General features: G+C 64.0%; 21 protein-coding genes and 1 pseudogene. 10 read left to right on the top strand and 12 right to left on the bottom strand.

Features of this window, described 5'->3' with window-relative positions; genetic code table 11:
• Positions 1 to 184: 184 nt before the first annotated feature.
• The 4 genes from ACLE20_RS11505 to ACLE20_RS11490 all read right to left on the bottom strand — a co-directional run bounded on the left by ACLE20_RS11505 (position 185) and on the right by ACLE20_RS11490 (position 6,568).
• Positions 185 to 3,316, bottom strand: a complete 3,132-nt coding sequence (locus ACLE20_RS11505) for an efflux RND transporter permease subunit (protein ID WP_410940423.1) — start codon at positions 3,314 to 3,316, stop codon at positions 185 to 187.
• On the bottom strand, positions 3,313 to 4,752 hold the full coding sequence (locus tag ACLE20_RS11500) for an efflux RND transporter periplasmic adaptor subunit (protein WP_410940422.1): 1,440 nt from the start codon (positions 4,750 to 4,752) through the stop codon (positions 3,313 to 3,315). Before ACLE20_RS11500 ends, ACLE20_RS11505 begins: the two co-directional genes overlap by 4 nt.
• A 238-nt stretch (positions 4,753 to 4,990) precedes the next feature.
• Entirely contained in the window at positions 4,991 to 5,497 is a 507-nt protein-coding gene (locus ACLE20_RS11495; RefSeq protein WP_410940421.1) for a DUF427 domain-containing protein, read from the bottom strand.
• Positions 5,498 to 5,602: 105 nt separating this feature from the next.
• Positions 5,603 to 6,568: an alpha/beta fold hydrolase gene (locus ACLE20_RS11490; protein WP_410940420.1), complete on the bottom strand. Its 966-nt coding sequence runs from the start codon at positions 6,566 to 6,568 to the stop codon at positions 5,603 to 5,605.
• An 80-nt stretch (positions 6,569 to 6,648) separates the two neighbouring features.
• On the opposite strand from ACLE20_RS11490, the gene ACLE20_RS11485 reads away from it, so the two are divergent.
• The 7 genes from ACLE20_RS11485 (at position 6,649) to ACLE20_RS11455 (ending at position 13,267) form a co-directional block, all read left to right on the top strand.
• Positions 6,649 to 7,260, top strand: a complete 612-nt coding sequence (locus tag ACLE20_RS11485; protein WP_410940419.1) for a TetR/AcrR family transcriptional regulator — start codon at positions 6,649 to 6,651, stop codon at positions 7,258 to 7,260.
• A 184-nt stretch (positions 7,261 to 7,444) separates the two neighbouring features.
• Positions 7,445 to 7,789, top strand: a complete 345-nt coding sequence (locus tag ACLE20_RS11480) for a DUF2147 domain-containing protein (RefSeq protein WP_410940418.1) — start codon at positions 7,445 to 7,447, stop codon at positions 7,787 to 7,789.
• Positions 7,790 to 7,954: 165 nt separating this feature from the next.
• A complete protein-coding gene (locus ACLE20_RS11475) occupies positions 7,955 to 9,007 on the top strand; it encodes a type III polyketide synthase (RefSeq protein WP_410940417.1) in 1,053 nt (350 codons plus the stop codon).
• Entirely contained in the window at positions 9,004 to 9,510 is a 507-nt protein-coding gene (locus ACLE20_RS11470; RefSeq protein WP_410940416.1) for an isoprenylcysteine carboxyl methyltransferase family protein, read from the top strand. Before ACLE20_RS11475 ends, ACLE20_RS11470 begins: the two co-directional genes overlap by 4 nt.
• Positions 9,470 to 11,059, top strand: a complete 1,590-nt coding sequence (locus ACLE20_RS11465; protein WP_410940415.1) for a DHA2 family efflux MFS transporter permease subunit — start codon at positions 9,470 to 9,472, stop codon at positions 11,057 to 11,059. The genes ACLE20_RS11470 and ACLE20_RS11465 overlap by 41 nt, the downstream gene beginning before the upstream one ends.
• Positions 11,060 to 11,228: 169 nt before the next feature.
• Positions 11,229 to 12,824, top strand: a complete 1,596-nt coding sequence (locus ACLE20_RS11460; RefSeq protein WP_410940414.1) for an EAL domain-containing protein — start codon at positions 11,229 to 11,231, stop codon at positions 12,822 to 12,824.
• A complete protein-coding gene (locus tag ACLE20_RS11455) occupies positions 12,824 to 13,267 on the top strand; it encodes a BLUF domain-containing protein (protein ID WP_410940413.1) in 444 nt (147 codons plus the stop codon). Before ACLE20_RS11460 ends, ACLE20_RS11455 begins: the two co-directional genes overlap by 1 nt.
• A 129-nt stretch (positions 13,268 to 13,396) precedes the next feature.
• Here ACLE20_RS11455 and ACLE20_RS11450 read toward each other — a convergent pair whose 3' ends face one another.
• The 7 genes from ACLE20_RS11450 to ACLE20_RS11420 form a co-directional block, all read right to left on the bottom strand.
• Positions 13,397 to 14,173, bottom strand: coding sequence for a molybdopterin-binding protein (locus tag ACLE20_RS11450; protein ID WP_410940412.1), 777 nt, complete (start codon positions 14,171 to 14,173; stop codon positions 13,397 to 13,399).
• The gene (locus ACLE20_RS11445) at positions 14,170 to 15,024 is read right to left on the bottom strand and encodes a cytochrome b/b6 domain-containing protein (protein WP_410940411.1); all 855 of its coding nucleotides are present in this window, start codon (positions 15,022 to 15,024) and stop codon (positions 14,170 to 14,172) included. The genes ACLE20_RS11450 and ACLE20_RS11445 overlap by 4 nt, the downstream gene beginning before the upstream one ends.
• Positions 15,025 to 15,129: 105 nt before the next feature.
• A complete protein-coding gene (locus tag ACLE20_RS11440; RefSeq protein WP_410940410.1) occupies positions 15,130 to 15,756 on the bottom strand; it encodes a hypothetical protein in 627 nt (208 codons plus the stop codon).
• Between the two features lie 69 nt (positions 15,757 to 15,825).
• Complete coding sequence (locus ACLE20_RS11435) at positions 15,826 to 16,416, bottom strand: TetR/AcrR family transcriptional regulator (RefSeq protein ID WP_410940409.1); 591 nt, start codon at positions 16,414 to 16,416, stop codon at positions 15,826 to 15,828.
• A 197-nt stretch (positions 16,417 to 16,613) separates the two neighbouring features.
• Positions 16,614 to 17,597 carry an aldo/keto reductase gene (locus ACLE20_RS11430; protein WP_410940408.1) on the bottom strand — a complete coding sequence of 328 codons (984 nt, stop codon included), beginning with the start codon at positions 17,595 to 17,597 and terminating at the stop codon, positions 16,614 to 16,616.
• Positions 17,598 to 17,726: 129 nt separating this feature from the next.
• Entirely contained in the window at positions 17,727 to 19,154 is a 1,428-nt protein-coding gene (locus ACLE20_RS11425) for an MFS transporter (RefSeq protein WP_410940407.1), read from the bottom strand.
• Between the two features lie 82 nt (positions 19,155 to 19,236).
• A complete protein-coding gene (locus ACLE20_RS11420) occupies positions 19,237 to 19,770 on the bottom strand; it encodes a TetR/AcrR family transcriptional regulator (RefSeq protein WP_410940406.1) in 534 nt (177 codons plus the stop codon).
• Positions 19,771 to 20,003: 233 nt separating this feature from the next.
• On the opposite strand from ACLE20_RS11420, the pseudogene ACLE20_RS11415 reads away from it, so the two are divergent.
• A pseudogene (locus tag ACLE20_RS11415) lies at positions 20,004 to 20,199 on the top strand (FAD-dependent oxidoreductase); the annotation flags it as partial.
• Positions 20,200 to 20,339: 140 nt separating this feature from the next.
• Here ACLE20_RS11415 and ACLE20_RS11410 read toward each other — a convergent pair.
• A complete protein-coding gene (locus ACLE20_RS11410) occupies positions 20,340 to 22,028 on the bottom strand; it encodes an FAD/NAD(P)-binding protein (RefSeq protein ID WP_410940405.1) in 1,689 nt (562 codons plus the stop codon).
• Between the two features lie 374 nt (positions 22,029 to 22,402).
• Here ACLE20_RS11410 and ACLE20_RS11405 point away from each other — a divergent pair, with 374 nt between their 5' ends.
• Positions 22,403 to 23,329, top strand: a complete 927-nt coding sequence (locus ACLE20_RS11405; RefSeq protein ID WP_410940404.1) for a manganese catalase family protein — start codon at positions 22,403 to 22,405, stop codon at positions 23,327 to 23,329.
• Between the two features lie 94 nt (positions 23,330 to 23,423).
• Positions 23,424 to 24,593: a glycosyltransferase gene (locus ACLE20_RS11400; protein WP_410940403.1), complete on the top strand. Its 1,170-nt coding sequence runs from the start codon at positions 23,424 to 23,426 to the stop codon at positions 24,591 to 24,593.
• Positions 24,594 to 24,601: the final 8 nt, after the last annotated feature.

The raw sequence follows: 24,601 nt of genomic DNA, 5'->3' as shown, positions 1-24,601 counted from the left end.
TTTCCCTCAAGAGCGAGAGGAAGGCGGCGGCCCGGACGACAGGGCCTCCGATCCCTCCGCCCGAGCCTCCGCCAAGAGCGGTATCAAGCTGGTTGGGCTCAGTTGACGCAGAACCGCCCGGTTGCGGACTGATGCTCGAGATCATCCCATCTTCGACCAGCCAAGGACCGGCTCGGGCGGACTATCACTCAGCCGCCAGAGGTTGGGGCGTGCCCTCTGACAGCGGTGCGGGGGTGTGTGCGGTCGGCTCGCGGCGGAGGAGTCTCGCCGGCAGGCGCGACAGGCGGTCCATTTCCACGAAGATGACCGGCGTGATGAACAGCGTCAGTGCCTGGGAGACCAGAAGGCCGCCGACGATGGCGATGCCGAGCGGCTGGCGCAGCTCGGAGCTGGCGCCGGAGCCGAGCGCAATCGGCAGCGCACCGAGCAGCGCACAGAAGGTGGTCATCATGATCGGGCGGAAGCGGCGCAGGCAGGCCTCGTGGATCGCCTCGCCCGGGGTGATGCCGGTGCTCGTGCGCAGGGTTTCGAGCGTCACGTCGATCATCATGATCGCGTTCTTCTTGACGATGCCGATCAGCATCAGGAGGCCGATGATCGCGATGATCGACAGATCGAAGCCGGTCACCTTCAGTGCGACCAGTGCCCCCAGCGCGGCCGAGGGCAGACCGGAGAGAATGGTCAGCGGGTGGACACAGCTTTCATAGAGCACACCCAGCACGACATAGATGGTCAGCACCGCCGCGAGGATCAGGATCGGCATGGAGCCTTGTGACTGCTGGAAGATCTGCGCCGAGCCGCCATAGGCGGTAAAGACATCGGCCGGCACACCAATCGCGGTCTTGATCCGGTCGATCGCCGCCGTCGCGTCGCCGAGCGACACGCCCTCGGGCAAATTGAAGGAGACAGTGGTCGAGACCAGCTGACCGGTCTGGTTGATCGTCACGGGGCCGATCGTCCGGGTGACATGAGCGAAGTTCGACAATGGCACCAGCGCACCGCCAGCGCCGGGAACCCGGATGCGCGACAGAGAATTCTCGTCCCAGGCGCGTGCCGTGTCATACTCGACGATCACATTGTAGCTGCTGCCGGTCGACTGGATCTGTGTCGGTGCATAGGTGCTGAAGGCTTGTCGCAGCGTGGTGCGCAGCACGTCGGCAGAGATGCCGTAGCTGGCCATTTTCTCGCTGTCGATGGCGATCTCGGCCTGCAGCGCCTTGTTCTGCGCGTCGGAGACGAGGTCGGTGAAGCGGCCGTCGCGGCGCATGGCCTGCAGGATCTTGTCGGCCCAGAGGTTGGTCTCGGCGGCATCCAGCGCCTGGATGACGAGCTGATACTGGCTGGCAGTCTGTCGTCCCCCGAAGCGGATGTTCTGTTGCGGCGTCACGTAACCTTGAATGCCCGGTATGCTCGCGATCGCCTTGCGCAGCTCGGTCACGGTCTGGTCGAGCGGCGGGCGCTCCGCCTTGGGCTTCAACTCCACGAACATGGTGCCGTTGTTGAGCGGCGAGCGGGCGCTGCCGCCGGCGATCGACATGACATGGGCAACGGCCGGGTTCCGGCGCACGAGATCGGCCGCCTTGTTCTGCAGCTCCACCATGGCGGGGTAGGAGATATCCTGCCGGGCGCGGGTGGAGATATTGAGCCGGCCTATGTCCTCCGTGGGAAAGAAGCTCGTTGGCAGCACCATGAACAGATAGGCGGAGAGGCCGAGCGAGGCGAAGAAGACGAGCATGACCACGCCGCGGTGGCGAAGGCACCAGGCGACGGACGCACCATAGGCGCGGGTGATTGCAGCAAAGCCGGCATCGAACCAGCGGATGAGGAGCGGCGGGCGCCGATGCCCGCCGGAAATGCGCGCGCCAAGCATCGGCGTCACCGTCAGCGAGACGACCACGGAAGCGAGGATGGCGATCGACACCACCATGCCGAATTCATTGAAGACGCGTCCGACGACGCCACCCATCAGCAGGATCGGCAGGAAGACCGCGATCAGCGAGATCGACATGGAGATGATGGTGTAGCTGACCTCGGCGGAACCCTGCAGGGCCGCCTCGCGCACCGGCATGCCGGCTTCCACATGCCGCAGGATGTTCTCCAGCATGACGATGGCATCGTCCACCACGAGGCCGACGGCGAGCGTCAGCCCAAGCAGGGAAATGTTGTCGATACTGTAGCCCAGCACATACATGGCCCCGAAAGTGGCCACCAGCGAAAGCGGCACGGCGAGACCGGGAATGATCGTCGCGGTGAGATGGCCGGTGAAGAGATAGATGACGAGGATCACGAGGCCGATCGTCAGGATCAGCGTGAACTGAACGTCCGAGATCGCCTCGCGGATCGGTATCGAACTGTCGTTCATCACGAATGTCTCGACCGAGGCCGGCATGACCGCATGCAGCGCCGGCAGCTTGGCGCGGATGGCGTCCACCACCTCGACCGTATTGGCGCCCGGTTGGCGTTGGATGGCGAGCAGGATGGCGCGATTGCCGTCATACCAGCTGCCGGTCTTGTCGTTGGCGACGCTGTCCTCCACAGTCGCCACGTCGCTCAAGTGCACCGGCGCGCCATTGGGCGTGGCGATGACGAGCGAGCGGAACGACGCCGCATCGGTGCGCTGGGTATTGGCGCTGATCGTCAGGCTCTGCTGCTGGGTCTGGATCGCGCCGACAGGCAGCTGGCTATTGGCCGCCTGCACCGCCTTGTTGACCGTATCGATGCTTAAGCCACGGCTGAGGAGCTTGTCCGGGTCCACCTCGATCCGGACGGCATAGGTCTGCGCTCCATAAACCGTCACCTCGGCCACGCCGGGCAGCGTCGACAGCGAGGGGGAGATGATGTTCTCGGCGATATCGTCCAGCTTGCTGCGCGGCATGGTATCGCTGCGCACGGCCAGCAGCATGACCGGCGCATCGGCCGGATTGGTCTTGCGGTAGCTCGGCGGCGTCGTCATGTTGGCCGGCAATTGCCGGTTGGCAAAGGAGATCGCCGCCTGCACGTCGGCCGCCGCCGCATCAATGTCGCGGCTCAGGTCGAATTGCAGAACGATGTTGGTGTTGCCCAGCGAGTTGGTGGCGCTGATCTCACTGATGCTCGGAATGGTCTGGAATTGCTTGATCAGCGGCATGGCGACCGAGCTTGCCATCGTCTGCGGCGATGCGCCGGTCAGCGAGGCGGAGACGCTGATCGTCGGGAAATCGACCTTCGGCAGGGCGGCGACCGGCAGGAGATGATAGCCGGCGAGCCCGGCCAGCAGCATGCCGATTGCGAGAAGCGTGGTGGCGACCGGCCGCTCGATGCAGAAGCGCGGAATCATCGGGCAAGCTCCACGGCAGGCTCATGCGGGATGTCGGTGAATGGCTCGGCCGAGGCGAGGTCGAGCGGCCTGTCGCTGAAGGTCTCCTTCACCGTCTGGCCCTGATAGAGCTGGGCCTGGCCTTCGGTGACCACGTGATCGCCGGGGGCGAGGCCGGCGAGGACCGAGGTCCAATCGCCATTGACGCGGCCGACGGTCACCGGCGTTACCACGACCTTGCCGTCGCGAATGACATAGGCGATCGATCCGTCCGGCCCTGGGCCGATGGCGACCGTGGGCACGATCACCTGGGGATCGTCATTCTTGAGATGCACGACCAGATCGACCGCCTGGCCGGGCCATAGCGCGCCCGAGGGATTGTCGAACCGCGCCTTGACCAGGATGGTCCCCGAGGCCGGGTCGATCGCATTGTCGAAGAAGGAGATGGTGCCGCTGCGCACCGACGCCTTGGGCCCTGCGGGAAGCGTGGTCACGCCGACCGGCGCCTTGGCCAGCGCCCGCCGCAGAGGCTCCAGCAAGCGCTCCTCCAGATGCACGCCGACATAGATGGGGTCGAACTTGACGATCTTCACGATCGGGGCGCCGGAGGAGAGATAGGCGCCGGGGCTGACCAGGACCTCGCCGAAGCGGCCATCGAAGGGCGCGCGAATTTCGGTATGTTCGAGCAACACCTGATCGGCGGCGCGCGCGGCCTTGTCCGCCTCCACCGTGGCGGCAGCCGTGTCGCGCGCCGCTTGCGCCACGTCGAGGGATTGCTGCGTGCCGGCTTCGGCCTTGACGAGATCGCGCGCGCGACGCAGCGCCGTCTCCGCCTCGTCGAGCGTGGCGCTGTCGCGCAGGATCGCGGCATCGTCCTTGGTCACGGCGGCGCGCGCCAGCCGATCATCGAGCCTGGCGACCAGGTCGCCGACCTTCACCGTCTCACCGTCGCTGGCGAGGATCTCCGTGACGATGCCCTGTTCCCGGGCGGCGAGCGTCGTCGTCTGATCGGCCGTGGCGAGGCCCGTTGCCGGAATATCGAGTGGCAGAACGCCCGTCTGCGCCGCCACGGTGGTGACCGCCGCCGGTCCCGCACCACCGTGGCGGCCGCCGCCCTGGCCAGGCACACCTTGGCCGGACCCACCCAGCCCCGAACCCTGGCGGCCGCCGCCTTGGCCGGCAGCCTTGTCAGCGTTGGGATCCGCGATCTTGTCGGCGCCCGTTTCGACGTCCTGGCCCCCATGGTGAGGCTTGCCCCCACCGCCGGCAATCGTGCTGCCGCTCTCAGCCGATGCGGTCTGCTGAGTGACCGGCGGCAGCATTGCGCTCAGTCCGGGGATCTCGAAGGGAAGCTGCGCCTGCAGCCGGCTCGCTGCAGAGGACAGCTCGGCGCGCCATGTCCAGACGCCGGCGCCGATCACGGCGAGGAGGGCGACGGTGATCCAGAGCTTTTTCATGCGGGGTCCTCATGCGGCGGCAGGAACCAACGGCTCGGCTGAAGCAGCACCTGGTCGCAACGCCTGAAGAGCGTCACGCAAGCGCGCTTTCCGCGTATGAGTACAGCCTGAATTGCGGCGCCAAAAAGACACAATTCGCGCCGCAGCCCCAGATAAGGTCTTCTATCGGCTTAAATTTTCGTAATGTAACCGAGGCTTTGCGCACCGCGACCCGGACAAGTGCCGGGTCCCGCGCCCGTCACCAGAACTCCGTCCCGGGCGGGCCCTTGAACGGGCCGGCGACGGTGGAGGTGATCCATCCACCATAGAAGGGCCCGGCTTGGGGCACGACAGATTCACCGTCGACGAGGCACTCGTCCATCGGCTGCGGGTAGAAGGCGATGAAATCCTTGATGACCCGAAAGGTGTCGGTTGGATGCGGGTAGGACCAGGCCGCGTTGCGGCTTACCTTGTCGGCGGACACGACATCGAAATAGCGCGCCTCCCCCTTCCATTCGCAGACCGACCTTTGGCTGGTCTCACGAAGCAGGGAAAGATCGACATCCCCCGGAGGGAAATAATAGGTCGGCGGATGGCTCGTTTCGATCGTGCGGATGCCGGCCGTGGTCTCCGCGAGGATCCGGCCTGCGAAGATGATCTTGAGATGGTTGCGCACCGGCTGGGCGATGCTCGGTCTCGGGAAAGACCAGACGCTCTCCTGCCCCGGCAGGCAGGGATCTGGAACGGGATGCGGACGCTTGGGCATGATGTCCTCCAATTTCAGGGAAACATGCCACCGCATCGACGGTTTGCAAGACGTGAGGAGGGCGAACGAGATCTGCCAGACGGCTGATCCGGCAGATCAAAGGACTTACGGCAAGGGGACCGTCTTGCTGAAGGATGCCAGATCCTCGTTGAAGCGGTCCGCTTCTTCGAGGAACGGTGCATGCCCGGACTTCGCATAGACCGTCGAACGAATGGCCGGGTTCAGCGCCTTGGCGCGAGCAAGGCTCGCCTGCGCCTTCACCAGCGCGTCCTGTTCGCCATAGAGCATCAGAACCGGCACCTTGATCGCCGGCAGCGCATCAGCCGCCGAAACGGTCATCGATGGAACGCTGCGGGTCATCAGCCATGAGGCGGTGGCTGCATTGGCGAGCAGTCGTTCGAAGCTGCGCCGATCCGGCTGCGTTTCGAAGCAGAGCGACAAGAAGTCACGCACCGCATCGAGATGGGTCTTCAGATCCTGAGAAGCGAGGCCAGCATAGGCCTTGGGCTGCGGCTGCAGCAGATCGGGCTTGAGTTCGACGACCCCGCCGACATAGACCAGCCCGCCGAGGTCGTCGTCCCCATAGGCCGCAACATAGTTGGTGATCACCGCGCCGCCGAGAGACCAGCCGACCAGGATCGGCTTGCGCGCCTTGGCGCCCTGCAGCACTGCGCGCAGATCGCCCGCCCACAGCCGTCCATCACGATAGGCCTCTGCACTCTCCGGCTTGCCGGACACGCCATGGCCGCGCAGATCGAAGGTGATGAGGCGATAGTTGGACAGCGCAGCGCTTTGCAGCTGCTTCTCCCAGTTGAGATGGCTGCCGAGCAATCCATGAATGAACACGATGGGTTGCCCGTCCGCCCTGCCCGCTTCCTGGACGGCGATCGCGACGCCATCTGCAGACGTGACGGTGTAGCTCTTTTCAGCCGCTCCCGCCGGCGTTGCCGTCACCCCTGCGATGAGGGCCAGCCAGAGGGCGAGCAGGAACGCGGCGAAGGGTGCCGGTTTGCGGCTGAACCTCGTTGAATTTGAAACGGCCGGCACGGCGCGTCCAGAGACGATGGTCAAGTGCGATCTCCTTATCTTGTAGCGATCGCTACAAACTACGGACTTGCGCTTGGCTGTCAATCCTGTTTTTAGTGATCACTATGGATAAACTGACGAAGACACGGCGGGGCGGACCACGCAGCTTCGATCGCGATGAGGCTCTCGACATCGCCATGCGCCTTTTCTGGCGCCATGGGTTTGAAGGCGTGTCGCTTAATGATCTGACGTCCGCAATCGGAATCGCACCCCCAAGCCTCTATGCTGCCTTTGGCAGCAAGGCAGGGCTCTATCGCGAGGCGCTGGAGCGATATTCCGCATGGAGAGAACCCGGCGATTTCGGCCCGGCTATGGATCTGCTCACCGCCGTCCGTCAGTTGCTCGACCGCGCCATCAACTCTGTCACCGATCCCGAGGGAGAACGCGGCTGCATGATCTCCAGCGGAATGCTTGAATGCGGGGAGGATCATCTGGCGCTCGCCCGGGACCTGACGGACCGACGACAGGCCATGCGCGAGTCGATCGCTCTCAAGCTTCAAACCTGGCTGGATCCTGACCAGGCCGCCTCGCTGTCCCGCTATCTGATGACGGTTCTGCTCGGGCTTTCCGTCCAGGCACGAGACGGCGCATCGCGCGAGGACCTGCAGGAAATCGCCCGTCAGGCGGTGACGGCGGTCGAGGCCCGAGGGCTGGCCGGGGCGTCGAGCGGCGGCTAACCCGAAAGGCCAAGCTCCGGCCACCTTCGATCATTTGCCGGCTACCAGTCGCGAGCACCATTATTTCGGACCAGCTGGGGCTGCTTGACACGGTAACACGCCTTCGACGCAACAGTTTTCGAAATACGCCCCTTGTCGGGGAGCCCAGAGAGTCCATGTCTCTCCGAGCCAGGAGGATATCGTCGTGAAGCGCTGGATCGTCATTGCCGTCTTCGCTTTGGGCTCCGCCGGCTCAGCCGCGGCCGCCGATGCCGTCGTCGGAACCTGGAAGACGGAGAACGGCGAGCTTTCGGTGATCGAGCCCTGCAAGTCCGGCTTCTGCATCGTTGCCAAGACCGGGCAATATGCCGGACAAAAAATCGGCTCCGTCACGTCGCAAGGGGATGTCTATGCCGGTCGCATCACCGATCCCCGCAACAAGGCGACCTATAGCGGCAAATTGACGGTGGCCGGCGACAGCCTGAAGCTGCGTGGCTGCGCGACGCCGGTTCTGTGCAAGACCCAGACCTGGACCCGGGCGGATCGTTGACCGGGTTCCTTCGAGGCGGCGCAGCGGCGGGACGGCCCCCGTCCTGTCCGACCATGATCGACTTTCAGGACCGGGTTGCAGGGCGGATCTGAAACCAAACTGTGCTTGCGCTCGTCTTACCTCTCCGCGAGCGCTGTGTTCGCCCTCGTGCCGAGAAAGATCCTCATGCCCGACCCCGTCAAGCTCCTCTCGATCGGAGTGGCTGTTCCGCCCAACATCATCGACCAAAGCGACGCGGCCGTCGCCGCGCATGAAGCCTTCTCCGCCCGCTTCGGCGATTTCGACCGTCTCGTGAAGGTGTTCGACAGCGCCGGCATCAAACGCCGCTACGGCGTGCGCCCGATCGACTGGTATCTCCGAACATCCGGCTGGCAGGAGAGGAACGCCGCCTATATCGAGGGCGCTGGCGATCTCTTCGTCGAGGCGGCCAGGAAGGCACTCGACGCAGCCGGGCTTTCGCCCTCCGAGGTCGATGTCATCGTCACCGTCTCCTCGACCGGGATCGCGACTCCGAGCCTCGACGCGCAGGCGAGCGGCCGGATGGGCTTCCGCGAGGATGTCCTGCGCGTGCCGGTTTTCGGTCTCGGCTGTGCCGGCGGCGTGTCGGGCTTTGCGATTGCCGCCAACCTTGCCGCGGCAAGGCCCGGCTGCATCGTGCTCCTCGTTGCCGTCGAAACCTGCACGCTGGCCTTCCGAATGGACAAGCTGACCAAGGCAAATATCGTCGCGACGGCGCTGTTTGGCGATGGGGCGGCGGCCTGCGTCATCGCATCCTCCAGCCACGGCATTGCCGAGGTCGAGATGAGCGGTCAGCATACCTGGCCCGACACGCTGGATATCATGGGCTGGAGTGTCGAACCGGAAGGGCTGGGCGTGATCTTCGATCGCGCGATCCCGCCCTTTGCCGAGGCCAAGATCGAGCCCGCGATCAGTACGATCCTCTCCTCCGGCGATTTGACGCTTGCCGAAATCGACCGCTTCGCCTGTCACCCGGGCGGGGCAAAGGTGATCGACGCGCTCGAGACTGCGCTTCATCTCGATCCGGGCAGGCTCAATCACGAACGCGACGTGCTGTCCGACTATGGCAATATGTCCGCGCCGACCGTGCTCTTCGTGCTCGAGCGGCTGATCCGGTCCGGTCTTCCGCCCCGCACGCTGATGACCGCCATGGGCCCGGGGTTTACGGCGAGCTGCGTCTCCTTAAAGGCTGCGGCATGATTTGGTCGGTGCTTCTGCTCTTCGCGGTCACCTGCGAGCGGCTGTTCGAGCTCGTGCTGGCGCGGCGCAACACCGCAGGCTTGCTGGCGAAAGGCGGGGTCGAGGTTGCCGCCGGTCACTATCCGCTGATCGTGCTCCTCCATGCCGCCTGGCTGGCGGGTCTCTGGCTGCTTGCCACGGATGCCCCGCTGCATCCGGTCTGGCTGGCTGTCTTCGGCATGCTGCAGATCCTGCGCTTCTGGACCTTGGCCACGCTCGGCCGGCGCTGGACGACGCGCATCATCACCGTTCCAGGCGAAACGCTGGTTGCCGCCGGCCCCTACCGTTTCATTAGGCATCCGAACTATGTGGTGGTGATCGGCGAGATCGCCGTGCTGCCGCTCTGCTTCGGGCTGCCGCTCTACGCGCTGTTGTTTTCGCTCGCTAATGCGGTGATACTCACGATCCGCATCAAGGCGGAAAATGCCGCGCTTGCAGGATCGCCCCGTGCCCGGTCATCGTGACCTCCAGCCTGCTGTAGAAAGACCGATCCTTGTCTGGATGGGCTTTCTTGCCATGTGCATCGGCATGTTCATGGCGATTCTCGACATCCAGGTCGTGGCGACCTCGCTTCCAACGATCCAGGCGGCGCTCGACATCGATCCGGAGCAGATGAGCTGGATCCAGACGGCCTATCTGATCGCCGAAGTCGTCGCCATTCCGCTCACCGGCTTCCTGACCCGCGTGCTCACCATGCGCTGGCTGTTCGTGGTCTCGCTGTCGGTCTTCGTCATTGCCTCGGCGGGATGCGCGACGAGTACCAGCTTTGCCCAGCTGGTCAGCTGGCGGGTCCTCCAGGGTTTTTCCGGCGGAACGCTGATCCCCTCCGTCTTCTCTGCCGTCTTCATCCTGTTTCCGGAGAAGCGGCAGGCGCTGGCAACGACCATTGCCGGCGTGCTCGCCGTACTCGCACCGACGGTCGGTCCCATCATCGGCGGCTGGCTCACCGAGCGCTATTCCTGGCACTGGCTGTTCCTGATCAATGTGCTGCCCGGCCTCCTCGCCGCTCTCCTGGCCGCGCGCACGCTTCCCCGCCAGGCGGTCGCCCTCGCGCAGGCGCGGCAGATCGACGCCGTCGGGCTTGTGCTGATGGCCGTGGCGCTCGTCTGCCTCGAGCTTGGCCTCAAGAACGCGCCCACCAGTGGTTGGCTGTCTGTCTCGAGCGCGGGGCTTTTTGCCCTCTCGCTCGTTGCGGCCCTCCTCTTCATCCGCAGGACGCTCGCCAACCCGCAGCCGCTGGTCGATCTGCGCCATTTTCAGGACCGGAACTTCCTGGTCGGATCGACCTTGAGCTTTGTGCTCGGCATCGGTCTGTTCGGGTCGGTCTACCTGATCCCGGTCTTCCTCGCCTTCGTCCGGGGACATAATGCGCTGGAGATCGGGCTGACCATGCTGGTCACCGGCGTCGCGCAGCTGTTGACCGCACCTGTCGCCGTCGCGCTGGAAAAACGGATGGATCCGCGTCTGCTCTCCGGGATCGGCTTTGCGATCTTCGCCCTTGGCCTGGCTTTGAGCGCCTGGCAGGACCCGCAAACGGATTTCGACCAGATGTTCTGGCCGCAGGTCATCCGCGGCGTGGCGATCATGTTCTGCCTTCTGCCGCCGACCCGGCTGGCGCTCGGCAGCATCGACCCCGACCGCGTTCCCGATGCGAGCGGCCTCTTCAACCTCATGCGCAATCTCGGCGGCGCCATCGGCATCGCGCTGATCGACACGATCATCTACACCCGCTCGGAGCCGCTGATCGGCGAGATCACGACGCGACTGCAGCAGGGCGATGTTGGCACGGCCGCCTTCATCGGCGCGCCCGCAGAGGTCATCGCAGGTCACTCCGGCCCCTTCGATCCGGACATGATCGCCACGCTCGACCCCTTGATCCAGACGGCGGCCACGGTACAGGCCCTGAACGAGGCCTGGATGATCGTCGCCCTCCTGACCGCTCTCGCCCTCCTCTGCCTCCCCTTCGCCAGACCGCCGGCCGCATCCGCAACGCCTCAGTCAGCCGATCCCTGACTCGAAGATGGATTGGTAACCCTAAAGTTGCAACCCAGGATGATCGGCGAAGGAAGTTGCCGAACGTCAGCATTCGCTAACCATTGAGGCCTTAAGTCTTTTCACATCGAAAGGCTGGGCCACCATGAACACGCTGAGTTCCCCTCTACCGGACCTGTCCGCACAACCGATGGCGTCACCGAGCGCCGAGCGCATCCTCAACGGCCTCGTCCGCCCGGTTCTGGCGATCGATGCGGGCGGGCTGGTCGTCTATGCCAATTCTGCGGCCGAAGCTGCGTTCGAAGGCTGGGTCGCCGGCCTCGACCTGCGCGATCTCCTCCCCGGCTTCACTTTGTCCCTGATCTCTCCGGTTGGGCCGAGCGTCCAGCGTCTCGCCTGCCGGAGGAACGAGGCCTATGAGGTGACTCTGTCGCCCTTGCCGGGAGAGGGTTTCGTCGTCGAATTGCGGCTTGCAGCAGGCACGGCATCCGTCGCTCTCACGACCGAGCGTGACGAACTGACCGGTCTTGCCAAGCGCAACACGCTGATGGCCCACCTCGACGACGCGCTTGCGCAGGAGGATGGGCTCACCACCTTCGCGGTGCACTGCATCGATCTCGACCGCTTCAAGACGGTGAACGACACGCTTGGCCATGCGGTGGGCGACCTGTTGCTGAAGAAGGTTGCCGACCGGCTTTTGGCGGCCTGCCGCAGGAGCGATCTCGTCGCGCGACTGGGTGGGGACGAATTCGTCGTTCTGCAGCGCGATGTCGAGGATCTAGCCGCTGCCGAGCGTCTGGCTGCGCGAATCGTCGATCTGGTCGGTCGGACCTATGTGCTCGGCGGCCACACGATCAATATCGGCGCCAGCGTCGGGGTGGCCTTGCGGGGCGCGAGCACACAGGCCCGCGATCTCATCCGCAACGCCGATCTGGCGCTCTACGAGGCGAAGCGCGCGGGGCGTAGCCGGTTCCGGCTGTTCGAGAGCAGCATGGACACCGGCCTTCAGGAGCGCCGGGAAATGGAGATCGACCTGCGGCGGGCCCTGGCGCTCAAGCAGTTCGAGCTCAGCTATCAGCCCTTCATCGATCTCTCCACCGACCAGGTGATCGGCTTCGAGGCGCTGCTGCGCTGGACGCATCCGACCAAGGGCAATATTCCGCCCCTGCACTTCATCCCGCTGGCGGAAGAGAATGGACTGATCGTCAAGATCGGCGAATGGGTGCTGCGCCAGGCCTGCATGGAGGCGGCGACCTGGCCAGAGGAGATGATCATCGCCGTCAATGTCTCCCCTCTCCAGTTCAAGGCCGATACGCTGCTCGAGACGGTCTCCTCGGCGCTGGCCCGCTCGGGCCTTCCGGCCCACCGGCTGGAGATCGAGATTACCGAAGGCGCTCTGCTTGACGATACCAGCAATGTGCTGGTCACGCTCGCAGCGCTCCGTGCGCTCGGCGTGAAGATCTCGATGGATGATTTCGGGACCGGCTATTCCTCGCTCGCCTATCTGCAGAAATTCCCCTTCAACAAGATCAAGATCGACCGCTCCTTCGTGGCGACCGACAATGCCGACAATGAGGCGATCCTGAAAGCCGTCGCAGGGCTCGGGGCAAGCCTCGGCATGGCGATCACCGCCGAGGGCGTCGAGACGGCGGAGCAGCTTGCGCGCATCCGCAGCGAGCGCTGCACCCATGTCCAGGGCTACCTGACCGGACGCCCCATGCGGCCCGACCTGATCCCGGACTTCTTGAAACGATCCCCGTCCACGATCCAGAACGAGACCGCCTGATGACCGCCAACCTCCACCGCCTCGTCTATTACAGTCGCAACCATGTCTCCGCCGACGCCGCCTCCTTCAAGGCGGCTGTCGATGACATCCTGGCTAAGAGCCGGATCAACAATGCCCGCGATGACATCACCGGCGCCCTGCTTTTCAATTCCGGCTGCTTCGCCCAGGTCCTGGAAGGGCCGCTGGAGACGGTCGAGGCGACCTTCGAGCGGATCCAGCAGGATGAACGGCATGGCGAGGTTTCGCTTCTCGCCTTCGATCCGGTTCCGCATCGCTCCTTTCCCGATTGGGCGATGGGCTTTATCGGACTGTCCGATGCCGATGCTGCCCGCTTCTCCGGCATCGCCGCCTCCAGCGGCTTCGATCCCTCCCGCTTAAGCGGCCAGGAGATCCACCGGCTGCTTCGCGACCTGACGCTGGAGGAAGAACAGGCGCATGCCTGATCCAGCTTTGGGATTGCAGACAATCGACAGGCGGAGGCATTCCCGGCCGGCCTCGGAAGGACGGCCGCGGAGCAGCGCGGCTCCCTCCTGCGAGCCGGCGGCTTACTCATCGTCCCGCGAAGTTTCCGCTTAGATGCCGGCATACCATTCGTAGCCGCGGTCTTCCCAATAGCCGCCATTTCCGCCCCAGAGCGTGGCGAAGCTGTCGACCAGTTCGATGCGCATGATGTATTTCGCCTGTTTATAGCCGAGCTGCCGCTCGACCCGCAGACGCAGGGGAGCGCCGTGGCCGATGCTGAGATCCTGGCCGTTCATCTGATAGGCGACAATGGTCTGGGGGTGGACCGCGTCGATCAGGTCGATGCTTTCATAATATCGGCCACTGCCGTCGAGGGTCTTCTCGAGCTCGTCGGCACAATGCAGCACGACAAACCGGGCCGTCGGCTTGAGCCCGGTCAGCCGCAGCAGGCTGGCGAGCGGAACGCCGGTCCATTGGCCGATGGCGCTCCAGCCTTCGACGCAGTCATGGCGGGTGATCTGCGTGCGCGCCGGCAGCGCCTTCAGGTCGGCGAGCGAAAACGCGCGCGGCCGCTCGACAAGGCCGTCGACCTTCAGCCGCCAGGCTGCGAAGTGCCCTTCCGCGAGTTCGGCATAGTCGTCGCCGTCGGGCGCGCTCGTACCATTGACCCTGAACGAGGGCGAAATGTCCTTCGCATCGAACTCGCGCGCCAGGGCATCGCGTCCCTGGAGCAGCCTCTGCGCCTTCATGGTCAGGCTCTCGGCGGAGCGGAGGACATGCGCGACGTCGGCATTCTGGTCGAGAAGGTCGCAGCCGCTGAGTGTCAGGGCACTGGCGCCGAGCGTGCCGCCGATGAGGAAGCGGCGGCGGGAAAAGATCCGGCTCATGACTGCGGGCCCTTCTCGGTAATTGCATAGCGTCCGGTGATCATCGAGCGGATGTTGTTCCAGGTCCCCGACAGGATGACCATTGCCACATGGACGACAACGAAGAGCACCAGAGCGGAGGCCGTGATGAAGTGGATGGTGCGCGCCGACTGCCGCCCGCCAAAGAGATCGACCAGCGCCGGAAGGGCGGCATCGACCCCGGGCGACATGGTGAGCCCGGTCAGGACCATCAGCGGCAGGAGGACGACGATGACGGCCAGATAGGTCAGCTTCTGGAGCGCATTGTAATGCCTGGCCTCGTCCCCTTCCGGAAAGCGCAGACGTGCATGGTCGAGCACTTCGCGACCGAGATGGCGCGGCGAGAGCTCGCGCACCTGGGGCGCCAGGTCGCGCCGGAAATGTCCGCTCAGGAGGCCGATGCCGAGGTAGAGCGCACCATTGATGACGAACAGCCAGGCGAAGAAGAAATGCCAGCGGCGCCCGGCGGCCAGATCCTGGAACGACGGCAGGGTGATCCAGTTCGGAAAGGCTCGGGCGGTCTGTTCGCGCTCGACGGTCGAGACGCCGAGGACGCCGGTGGTCGGAACCTCCAACCCCGCAATGCGGACAAAACCACGCGGCTCGCCAGCCTCCTCCACAGCGCCGATTGTCAGCAGGGCGGGATCGCCATTCGCACCATAATGGCCCCAATAGAGTTCCGGATGAGCGTTGAAGATCTGCAAACCACTCAACAGGAGGACACTCAGGCAGAGCACGTTGACCCAGTGCGTCAGCCGGGTCGCGATCGAGTGGCGGCGGATGAAGATCGTCCGCGGTTTGTCGGCATTGTCATGGGAGGCGGTCTTGCGCATCGCAGCGTCTTTCGTCGGTGTCATCGGACGGCTGCGACAGGGCAGCCGTGCATTGGAAAGGCCGGCCGAAGCAGGGGGCGGCTGCTTCGACCGGCGACGGCGTGGTTACATCGGCGGAACCACACCATTCTTGCCGACGACCACCTGGTGGGCGATCGGGCCGGTGGCCGCCTTTTCGGCGGTGATGAAGACAACGGCGCCGGGAACGAGATCCTCCTTGGTTGCCGCAGCAATGGTGACGACCGGCGTGCCATCCGGAATGGCGATTTTCTTTTCCTTGCCGTGATAGGTCACGGTGACGGTGCGACCATCGACACCCTTGACGGCATCGGCGACAGTGGCATTGGTCATGCTGCTCTCGGGCTTCAGATCCCAGCCATAACTGCCCTCGCCCGTGCCCTTCATCGCAGGCGGGAAGATCAGAACCTCGAGCGCACCATCACCGCCACCGGCCTTCGGCAGCGATGCGATCCCGACAAAATCGCCCGGCTTGATGTCGGTGACCTTGGCATTGGCGACGCCGGCGATCTTCCAGCCATCGGCCAGAGCGACGTCGACGGTTTCGCCCTCGCGTGTCTTCACCTTCAGCGTCGACGCCGAATAGGCGACGACATTGCCGCGGACATGAATGGGCGCGGGCTTCGCGGCTTCGGCATGTGCAGAAGCGATCAGCGGCGAGACAGAGAGGATGCCGGTCAAGCCCAGCAGCAGAACGCGGGGGAGAAGCTTCATGGATTTCTTCCTACTAGTTGGTAGTTTCTTGAGACGCAGTTACTCCGGGTGGCTCCAGCCACCGCGGAATTAGTGTGAACCGGTCGGTGTCAGTCGATCGAGGACCGGCTTCAGAATTGCAGCGAAGACATCCGGTCTGCCATAGGCCCTTGCCGACAGCATGGCACCATAGACCGTTGCCAGGAACGCTTCGGCTTCGATACTCGGCTCGCTGGCAAGTTGAAGCACGCCCTCCCGTGCGCCGCGCTCCATCACCGATGCCAGCCAGCCGGAGATGAAGCGAAAGAACTGGGTGACCTCATCGGCAACATCCTGCGGCAAAGATGGCAACTCGCTGGCAAGCATCGCGCAAACGCAATAGGGACGGCTCGCATCGGCGATGCACTGGGCCCAATGATTCGCATAAACCGTGAGGATATCGAACGCATTCGGAACGCGCGCCTCGAGCTCCGCGACGTTTGCCTGCCCGTCTTCCCGATAGCGCCTGACCAGTTCCCGAACCAGATCGACCTTGCTGGGGAAATGGTGATGGATACTCGCCTTGCGAATGCCAACGACAGTTGAGATATCGGCATAGCTGAAGCCGTTATAGCCGCCATTCATGATGAAGTGCCGGGCGGACGCGAGAATGTCGTCGGCAGTGGTGGACAGGTTGCTCATGGCTTTGTCTACCTTCTAGTAGGCAGGCCGTCAAGCCCTTGGTCCGAATTGTCTGGGGCAATGACAAAGCCCCGAGGTGAAGGATTGGTCCCACGCCCTGCAGGACATGGGTCCGAGCGCAATTCGGCCGCGCGAAGGCGGCCAGCCCGCCGATCCCGGGTTTTGCTCGAAGGTCGCGCGTCGACGCCATCCGCTCGTCAGGAGAAGCCGGCGACCGCGTGCGGAACGTAGCCGGATTCGAGAGCGTCGATCTCTTCCGGCGTCAGCCTGATCGCAAGCGCCGCAACGGCATCGTCCAGATGGTGCAGCTTGGTTGCTCCGACGATGGGTGCGGTGAGTTCCGATTTCGATAGAAGCCAGGCAAGCGCAATCTGCGCCCGCGGCACCCCTCTCTGCTGCGCGATCGTGGCGACCGATTCGACCACGCGCCGATCGGCATCCTCCGTCACCTGCCTGTAGAGGCTCCGGCCGAACTCGTCGCTTTGCGAGCGGGTGCTCTCCTCGCTCCAGTCGCGCGTCAGGCGGCCGCGTGCCAGCGGGCTCCAGGGGATGACGCCGATGCCCTCCGCCTTGCAGAGCGGCAGCATCTCCCGTTCCTCTTCGCGATAGAGCAGGTTCAGGTGGTTCTGCATGGAGACGAAGCGGGTCCAACCATGCGCCTGCGCGGTGGACAGCATCTTTGCGAACTGCCAGGCATACATGGAGGATGCGCCGATATAGCGGGCCTTGCCCGCCTTCACGACATCATGCAGGGCCTCCAGCGTTTCTTCGATCGGCGTGTGAGGATCAAAGCGATGGATCTGGTAGAGATCGACATAGTCGGTTCCCAGCCGCCTGAGACTGGCATCGATTTCCGAGAGAATGGCCTTGCGCGACAGGCCTGCGCCGTTCGGTCCGGGCCTCATTCGGCCATGCACCTTCGTGGCGATGACGACGTCGTCGCGTGTCGCGACATCCTTGAGGACCCGGCCGAGGATCTCCTCGCTTGTCCCGTCGGAATAGACATTGGCCGTGTCGAAGAAGGTGATCCCCAGTTCGATCGCCTTGCGGATAAAGGGTCGGCTGTCCTCTTCCGTCAGGGTCCATGGGTGGCTGCCGCGGTCGGGCTCGCCATAGCTCATGCAGCCGAGACAGAGGCGGGAGACTTCGAGGCCGGTCTTTCCGAGACGCGTATAGTCCATGATGATGTCCAATCTTCAGAAGTGCATGATGCTTGAGGGGTTGAGGCCAAGGTGGGGCAGGCGCGCCAGGAATCCACCAAAGGGCATGATCAATCGCGAAGACCGGCGTCGAGGACGCACCGTGCTTGCTCACCTTCCGGAAGGGACCTCCTTGGCCGATGGGAAGAGACCGGCGGAAAGCCATCCGGCGAGGAGAAGGCAGAGGGCGATCGCGATCGCTGCGACGCTATAGGCGTAACCCACGGACTGGACATCGGTTGCAGACCCGAGGATCGCGAAGAACAACCCGCCGATGATCGCCGCGGCGAAGGCGCCGCCGATCTGGAGCATTGAATTGACGAGACCGGAGGCCAAGCCCGACCGCGTCTTGCCGACTCGCTGGACGACGCTTTTCAGAAGGTTCGGAAGCGCGATCCCTTGTCCGATCCCGATCAGAAACAGTGCAGGCGCAAGGAAGCGGGCCTGATCGCTTAAGATGAGAGCCGCCGTTGCAAACAGGCCGAAGGCTTGCAGGCCCATGCCGACGGCGGCGGAATAGCGCCCGAAGCGGCGGAGCGCGTGCTCGCTGGCAAACGGGCCGAGCACGAAGCCCGCAGCCGCGGGGAGGATGGCGAGACCCGCCTCGAAGGGCGTGCGGCCAAGACCGCTCTGCTCATAGACCGAAAAGACAAGCCAGAACGCCGCAAGCGCATAGAAGAACAGGGCCGCCATCAGCCCACGCTTCAAGCCTGGCACGGTCAGCAGGCTAGGTGCCAGGATAGGATCGCCGCCGGCAGCCTCCAGGCTGCGCTCATGCCGCCAGAACAAGAGGAAAACGGGCAGCGAGGCGGCCAGCATCAGGACCAGCCAGAGCGGCCATCCCTGCTCGCGACCTTCGATCAACGGCGCGATCAGCGCCGCGAGCGCGAGCGCGATCAGCAGGGCGCCGCTCAGATCCAGCTTGCTCGGCCTGTCAGCCCGGGTTTCGCGCAGCACGACGAAGGCTGAGGGCGCGGCAATCGCGATCACCGGAAGGTTGATGAGGAAGATCGCCCGCCATCCAAGCCCGAAGAGATCGAGTGCGATCAGCGCGCCGCCGAGGAACAGGCCGGCCATCGAGGCGACGCCGAAGGTCAGCGCATAGAAGCTGAGCGCCTTCGATTTTTCATGATCCGGAAAGATCGCATTGATCGAGGCAAGCGCCTGCGGCGCCATGATCGCCGCGGCAAAGCCCTGGAGGATCCGACCGATGATCAGGGCGGAAGGAGACCAGGCGAAACCGCAAAGCGCCGATGCGGCCGCGAAGCCGAGCATCCCGCAGAGAAATACGTTCCGTCGGCCATAGAGATCGCCGAGCCTGCCGCCGGTGATCAACATGACTGCATAGGTGGTCGCATAGCCGGAAATGATGAGTTGCATGGTCGATGCGGAAGCGTGGAAGTCCTCACGGATCGACGGTAGCGCCACGTTGACGATGAAGAAGTCCAGAGGCGGCAGGAACGCTCCGGCCAGGAGAATGACCAAAGCCGTCCAGCGGCGCGGATCGGGTTCACTTTCTCGAATGCGGTTCTGTTTCACATGTCTCTCCATATCGGTCGTGAAGACGGCCGACCTTTGGAAATCGCCAAGGATTTAGGAACTATTTGGTTCCAAATTCGAGTCAGTCGAGCGCTTTCAGTGCGATATCGATCATGGCCTTCGTCTCCTCGCGGTCTGCACCCGCCTTGCCCAGCACCCGCATGCCCTGAATCTGGCAGACGAGGAAACGCGCCAGCGCCCGCTCGTCCCGGGAGCGGTCGATTTCACCCAGGGCCTGCGCGCGGATGATCGCCGCCGCATAGAGATCCTGCATGCGCCGGAACAGGCGGGAGACCCGGGGCGCCACGTCCTGATCCGCCGGCAGCATCTCGACCGCCGCCAGAACGACGAAACATCCGCGTAAGCCTTCGCTGCCCGAGGACGGTTCGACCTGCCGCAGGAGTGCAGCGCGGATCGCGGCTTTCGGCGAGGGATCGGACTGCAGAATGTCGCCGACCGTGCGAACCGCCTCGTCGATATAGACATCGAGCGCCCGGAGATAGGCGCCGCGCTTGTCGGCAAAGGCCTTGTAGAAACTGCCCCGCGAGAGCGCCATCCCGTTGAGCAGGTCGGGAAGCGAGGCATCGTGAAATCCCCGATCCCAAAACACGTCCATCGCCTTGCGAACGGCCTCATCGACCTCAAATTCGCGGGGACGTCCAACGGGAGCGGAAATTTGAGTGCGCTTGACCATGACGCCAATATGGAACCATTCGGTTCACAATTCAAGCGTAAGCTTGCAATTCCTGAACCGCCTGCGCCGCGACAGCGGGGAGACCGGCATGGCGCTTGAGCTGGGGGCCCGTGGCGGATAGCGTCCTGGCTCGCTTCGTGGAGTGCTTCGAGACAATGCCCGGTCCCTTCGTCGTTCCCTTTCATGGTGATGCAGATCTTCCCGAACGGGTGGATCTCGTCGTCATCGGTGGCGGCATCATCGGGGGCATCGACGACACTCGAGCTTGCAGAGCGCGGCCTGACGGTCCCTCTGTGTAGGAAGGGCGGGATCGGGCATGAGCAGTCGAGCCGCAACTGGGCATCGGCCCGACCGCGGGCAGGCCGATGGCGGATCTCGTGATCGGCCGGCCACCCCTGGTCGATCCCCATGACTTTCGCTTCAGCCGCTTCTCCGACGGCTCGAGGATCCGCATCATCGGCGGGTTTTGACGCTCACGCGGAGCGGACCAATCAGGCGAGCGCCCACTGTTTGGGCTGAAGCAGGGGTTCGGCGGCCATGTCGTCGGCAATTGCCAGGGCGATGATCTCTCCAATATCGCGCGCACTGGTGATGCCCTGGACGAAGGGCAGCTTGTGCAGCAGGAAGGAGATGGAGCCGCAGTAAAGCCGGTTCGTCAGATCGGCTTCGAAGACCGGGCGGAAGCTCTCGTCGAGATCGACGCCGCCCGTGCGCACGATGCCGGTCTCGCCGCCCTCCAACGGTCCGGAGGCCTTGGTGGCGGCCTTGCGCACCAGCCCTTGGGCCTTCAGGCTTGGGAAAGGTATATCCCGGGCCGAAAGCGGATGCTGGCCGGTTGCGTCGATGAAAGCCTCGAACTCGAACTGCCCCTCCTCGGTCTTCACCACCGCCCCGCGCGCCACCTGCTTGTTGTCGATCTCGCTGTCCTGGCCAAGCGCCATGATGTCGAGCTTGCCGGCGCGATGGAGAGCCAGCAGCCGGTGGATCGACTGGTGCGGCACCGTGGCATAGTCGTCGACGAAGACCGTCTTGAAGTGCTTGTGGAAGCGTGCGAGATCGTCTTCATCGAGATGCGGGATCGCGCGTGCGATCACCTCATGCATGCGAAGGATCGCATAGCGCCATTCCACCGTCTTTCTTTCGGCCTTGTTGGCCTCCGCCTCAGCAAGGTTGCGCGCCGCCCAGACGAAGGGATCGGCCTCCTCCCGTGCCCGGAAATAGGCCTTGTCGATGGTCTCCACCGTGAGCAGGCCAAGCCCGATCTCGGCGGCATAGGCGGGATCGCAGGCGGCAAGCTCTCGCCGGAACAGCTCGAACACCGCGTCCAGCAACTGGCTGCCGCGCGTGGCGATCAGCGCGTCAACGGCCTCGGGAGTACAGATGGACAGGGGGCGATAGGGGATCTCGCAGTAGAAATCAGCCTCGGGGAGCACGCCCTTGCGCGACATCATCGTGGCGTGGAAGCCCTCCGTCTCCGGCTTCGGATGATAGCGAAGACTGTTCGCCTCATCGAGGAGAAACACGCCGTGCTTGGTTGCGACCGTAATCAGCGCATCGATCCCGCTCAGCGACGTGCCCAGGATACCGACCTTGCAGGGCGGAATGGTCTTCAGCACCGGCGCAGGCCAGGGTGAGACGAAATAGCCTGGCCGAACCTCGGTCGTCTCCGGAAAATCATGACCGGTCGCGAGCACCACATGGTCGAAGCTGTAGTCAGTAGTCTCGCCGCTGCCTGACTGGCTCTTCAGGCTGATATCGGACTTGTGAAGCGTGATGTCGACCACCCGGCTCGACGCCTTGATGTCGATCCTGTGGCCCTTCGCGCGGCCGATCTCGATCAGCTGGTTCAGCTGCTGCTGCAGATAGTCGCCGAGCACGATGCGGGGGTAGAATTCCCGCTCGTTGATTGAACTCCGCTCGACGCCGAGCTCCGCAAGCCTCTCGTCTGACTGGCGCGACAGCCACGCAACCAGGCTCTCGCAGATTGGCGGCAGCTCGATGCTGGCGATATTGGAAAGCATGGCGCGGTCGTTGAGATCCGGATGGTAGGGCGTTCCCTTGCCCGGCTCGGCATCGCTTTCAAAGATCGTGATCGTCAGCGGCTGATTGATCTGGTTCAGACCTTTCAGCGTATAGATTCCAGTCGGTCCGGAGCCGACGATCGCGACAGTCAGGGTCATACGCCATACTTTCTTCGTAAGAAGATGTTCAAGATGCAGAGTGAACTATTCCCTATCCCCGACGTTCCCTTCCTTCGGACTTTTTTCCGAAAGATGATGGGTGAGGGTCGAAAAGGGCCTTTTGACGGGCGTCGGCTGCGCGTCGATTGTTGAGCATCGCTGCGGATCGCAGCCGATCGCACCGTAGCCCGCCGCTGGGCATGCCGCTTCTCAAGGCAGCACTTCGAGTCTTCAGCTTTCTTGTCGCGGGTGAACAAGAATGTCGATGCCGTCGGAAAGGCGTTTGCTTGTCGCAGCAAGAATACCGTCGAGCCTTTGGAACAGAGAATGGCAGGGCTGGTTGAGCAGGGGAAACCAGAGAAGGGGTATTCTCCATGTTCATGCGCGTCGATCAGCTTCAGGCTGAGCTTCCGGCACCCAAACGGGCCGATCCCAATGCCGCCGCCGCCCTGCAGGAGCTGCTGGGCGGGAAATATGGCGAGATGTCAACGCTCGGGAACTACATGTTCCAGTCGTTCAACTTCCGCTCGAAGGAGAAATTGCGGCCGTTCTACAGCCTTGTCGCCAGCATCACGGCGGAGGAGCTCGGCCATGTCGAGCTGGTCAGCAACGGCGTGGCGATGCTGGCGAATGGCCCGGACAAGAAGAATGGCGATGCCGGCGACGGCGGCGACATTTCCGGCGCACCCTTCGAGGATATGAAGGATATGCGTCTTGCCGCAGCCTTCCTTTCCGGCGGCGGTGGCGCCATGCCCGTCAACAGCAATGGCGTCTCCTGGAACAACGACTTCATCACCACCACCGGCAATGTCGTCGTCGATCTCCTGCACAATTTCCACCTGGAATGCGGTGCCCGCCTGCACAAGCTGCGCGTCTATGAAACGCTGACCGACCCGACCGGGCGCGAAGTCTGCGGCTATCTCCTCGTCCGCGGCTCCGTGCACGCCCACGCCTATGCACTGGCCCTGAAGAAGATCACCGGCGTCGAGATCGAGAAGTTCCTGCCGACACCGAACATCCCGCTCTCCAAGATCCCGGAATGCCAGAAATATCTGGACGAGGGCTCGCATCGCCGCCTCTATACCTTCAGCCCGAACGACTACAAGGAGATGGCGGGCATCTGGGGCAATGGCGAGGTCGCCCTGCCTGACGATCCGGCGGGCGAGCTGGAAGTCGTGGACGGCATGCCGGAAGGCGGCAAGATCCACCAGCTGGTCGGCGTCCCCTCGGCATTTACGCCGGACTATGCGCCGGAAGAAATGTTCGAGATCGCCGAAAAGCTCTACAAGAAGTCGCGCTGATCGCACGACAGGCAGGCTCTAGGGGCCAAACTGAATTCAAAAAGCGCGGACCGTCTGGCCCGCGCTTTCCCGTATCCAGCAACCGGACCCTTCCATGCCCTCTTCGCATCTCCCGCCCCGACGGATCGTCGTTATCAGCGATTTCCAGGATGGGTCTTGGAGCGACGCTCCGTTGGCGGATGTGGAGACGATGCGTCAGGAATGGATGAGCGGCAGCCGCGGAATGCCTCTTCCGGTCGGTCCGCGGCCGGATGAGGTCGAGGTCGATGGCGGCTATATCGAGCGCCTGCCGCTCGCCTGCGTGAAGGCGGGGCTGGTCGAGACGGCGGAGATCTGGACGCATTGGCGCGGCGAGACCCCGCCGCCTGCCTGGACGCGCGGCAGCCCGCATCTGCTGCGCCGCGCCTTCCGCATGAACGGCCCGCAGGCGCCCTTCTCCTCCAATGACATGCTCGGCCATATCGAAGCCTTCGGCCCGCCGGAGATCCTTTGCGTCTGGGGGTTGGGCGTCTCCGAGGAGATCATGGAGGCCTGCCGCGACAGCATCCGCATCTACAATTCCATCGACGCGCCGGCCCTCAGGATTCCACCCGAGGTCAGCCGTCATTTCGACCTCGTGCTGACAGGCGCCGAGTGGCAGTCGGAAGCGGTCAGGGCGCGCCATCCGGACATGCAGACCGCCATCATGCCGGTCGGTCCGGAATTCGCCTCCAAGACGACATTCCGGCCGCTCGGCCTGCCCAAGATCTACGACATCATCTATGTCGCGGCCGCTCAAGCCTACAAGCGGCACGATATCCTGTTCGACGCCCTGGCCCGGCTGCCACGCAACATTCGCGCGCTCTGCGTCTGCGGCTATGGCGAGCTTGCCGATGCGTTTCGTGCGCGGATCACCGAGCTCGGCCTGTCCGTCGAGATCATCGGCCCGCCGGGCGTTGCTTTCGACGAGGTCAACCGCCTCATGAACCAATCGCGGCTGGGCGTCGTCTGCGGTGTGGACGATGGAGCACCGGCGATCCTGACAGAATATATGCTGGCCGGCATTCCGGTGCTGGCGAACAGCGCGCTGACCTGCGGGCTGCAATACATCACGCCAGACACGGGCCGCGCTGCACCGGCCGAGCAGTTCGGCCAGGCGATCGCCGCGATGCTGGCGGGGATCGAGGCCTATGCACCGCGTCAGACCGTGCTCGACCGCTGGACCTGGCCGCACACGATCGCACTGCTTCGTCCGCTCATCGAGGACGCGCGGAGAAAGAAATAGAAGAGGAT

The organism is Rhizobium sp. YIM 134829 (assembly GCF_046546455.1).
The sequence above is the reverse complement of the archived record's forward strand: the minus strand, read 5'-3'. Positions and strand labels throughout refer to the sequence as shown.

Excerpts from the sequence above, each read along its gene's own strand:
- ACLE20_RS11455 (WP_410940413.1), top strand. The coding sequence starts at position 12,824 with ATGACCGCCAACCTCCACCGCCTCGTCTATTACAGTCGCAACCATGTC.
- ACLE20_RS11430 (WP_410940408.1), bottom strand. The coding sequence starts at position 17,597 with ATGGACTATACGCGTCTCGGAAAGACCGGCCTCGAAGTCTCCCGCCTC.
- ACLE20_RS11505 (WP_410940423.1), bottom strand. The coding sequence starts at position 3,316 with ATGATTCCGCGCTTCTGCATCGAGCGGCCGGTCGCCACCACGCTTCTC.
- ACLE20_RS11460 (WP_410940414.1), top strand. The coding sequence starts at position 11,229 with ATGGCGTCACCGAGCGCCGAGCGCATCCTCAACGGCCTCGTCCGCCCG.
- ACLE20_RS11475 (WP_410940417.1), top strand. The coding sequence starts at position 7,955 with ATGCCCGACCCCGTCAAGCTCCTCTCGATCGGAGTGGCTGTTCCGCCC.
- ACLE20_RS11440 (WP_410940410.1), bottom strand. The coding sequence starts at position 15,756 with ATGAAGCTTCTCCCCCGCGTTCTGCTGCTGGGCTTGACCGGCATCCTC.
- ACLE20_RS11435 (WP_410940409.1), bottom strand. The coding sequence starts at position 16,416 with ATGAGCAACCTGTCCACCACTGCCGACGACATTCTCGCGTCCGCCCGG.
- ACLE20_RS11465 (WP_410940415.1), top strand. The coding sequence starts at position 9,470 with ATGCCGCGCTTGCAGGATCGCCCCGTGCCCGGTCATCGTGACCTCCAG.
- ACLE20_RS11470 (WP_410940416.1), top strand. The coding sequence starts at position 9,004 with ATGATTTGGTCGGTGCTTCTGCTCTTCGCGGTCACCTGCGAGCGGCTG.
- ACLE20_RS11405 (WP_410940404.1), top strand. The coding sequence starts at position 22,403 with ATGTTCATGCGCGTCGATCAGCTTCAGGCTGAGCTTCCGGCACCCAAA.
- ACLE20_RS11495 (WP_410940421.1), bottom strand. The coding sequence starts at position 5,497 with ATGCCCAAGCGTCCGCATCCCGTTCCAGATCCCTGCCTGCCGGGGCAG.
- ACLE20_RS11410 (WP_410940405.1), bottom strand. The coding sequence starts at position 22,028 with ATGACCCTGACTGTCGCGATCGTCGGCTCCGGACCGACTGGAATCTAT.
- ACLE20_RS11420 (WP_410940406.1), bottom strand. The coding sequence starts at position 19,770 with ATGGACGTGTTTTGGGATCGGGGATTTCACGATGCCTCGCTTCCCGAC.
- ACLE20_RS11400 (WP_410940403.1), top strand. The coding sequence starts at position 23,424 with ATGCCCTCTTCGCATCTCCCGCCCCGACGGATCGTCGTTATCAGCGAT.
- ACLE20_RS11485 (WP_410940419.1), top strand. The coding sequence starts at position 6,649 with ATGGATAAACTGACGAAGACACGGCGGGGCGGACCACGCAGCTTCGAT.
- ACLE20_RS11450 (WP_410940412.1), bottom strand. The coding sequence starts at position 14,173 with ATGAGCCGGATCTTTTCCCGCCGCCGCTTCCTCATCGGCGGCACGCTC.
- ACLE20_RS11445 (WP_410940411.1), bottom strand. The coding sequence starts at position 15,024 with ATGCGCAAGACCGCCTCCCATGACAATGCCGACAAACCGCGGACGATC.
- ACLE20_RS11500 (WP_410940422.1), bottom strand. The coding sequence starts at position 4,752 with ATGAAAAAGCTCTGGATCACCGTCGCCCTCCTCGCCGTGATCGGCGCC.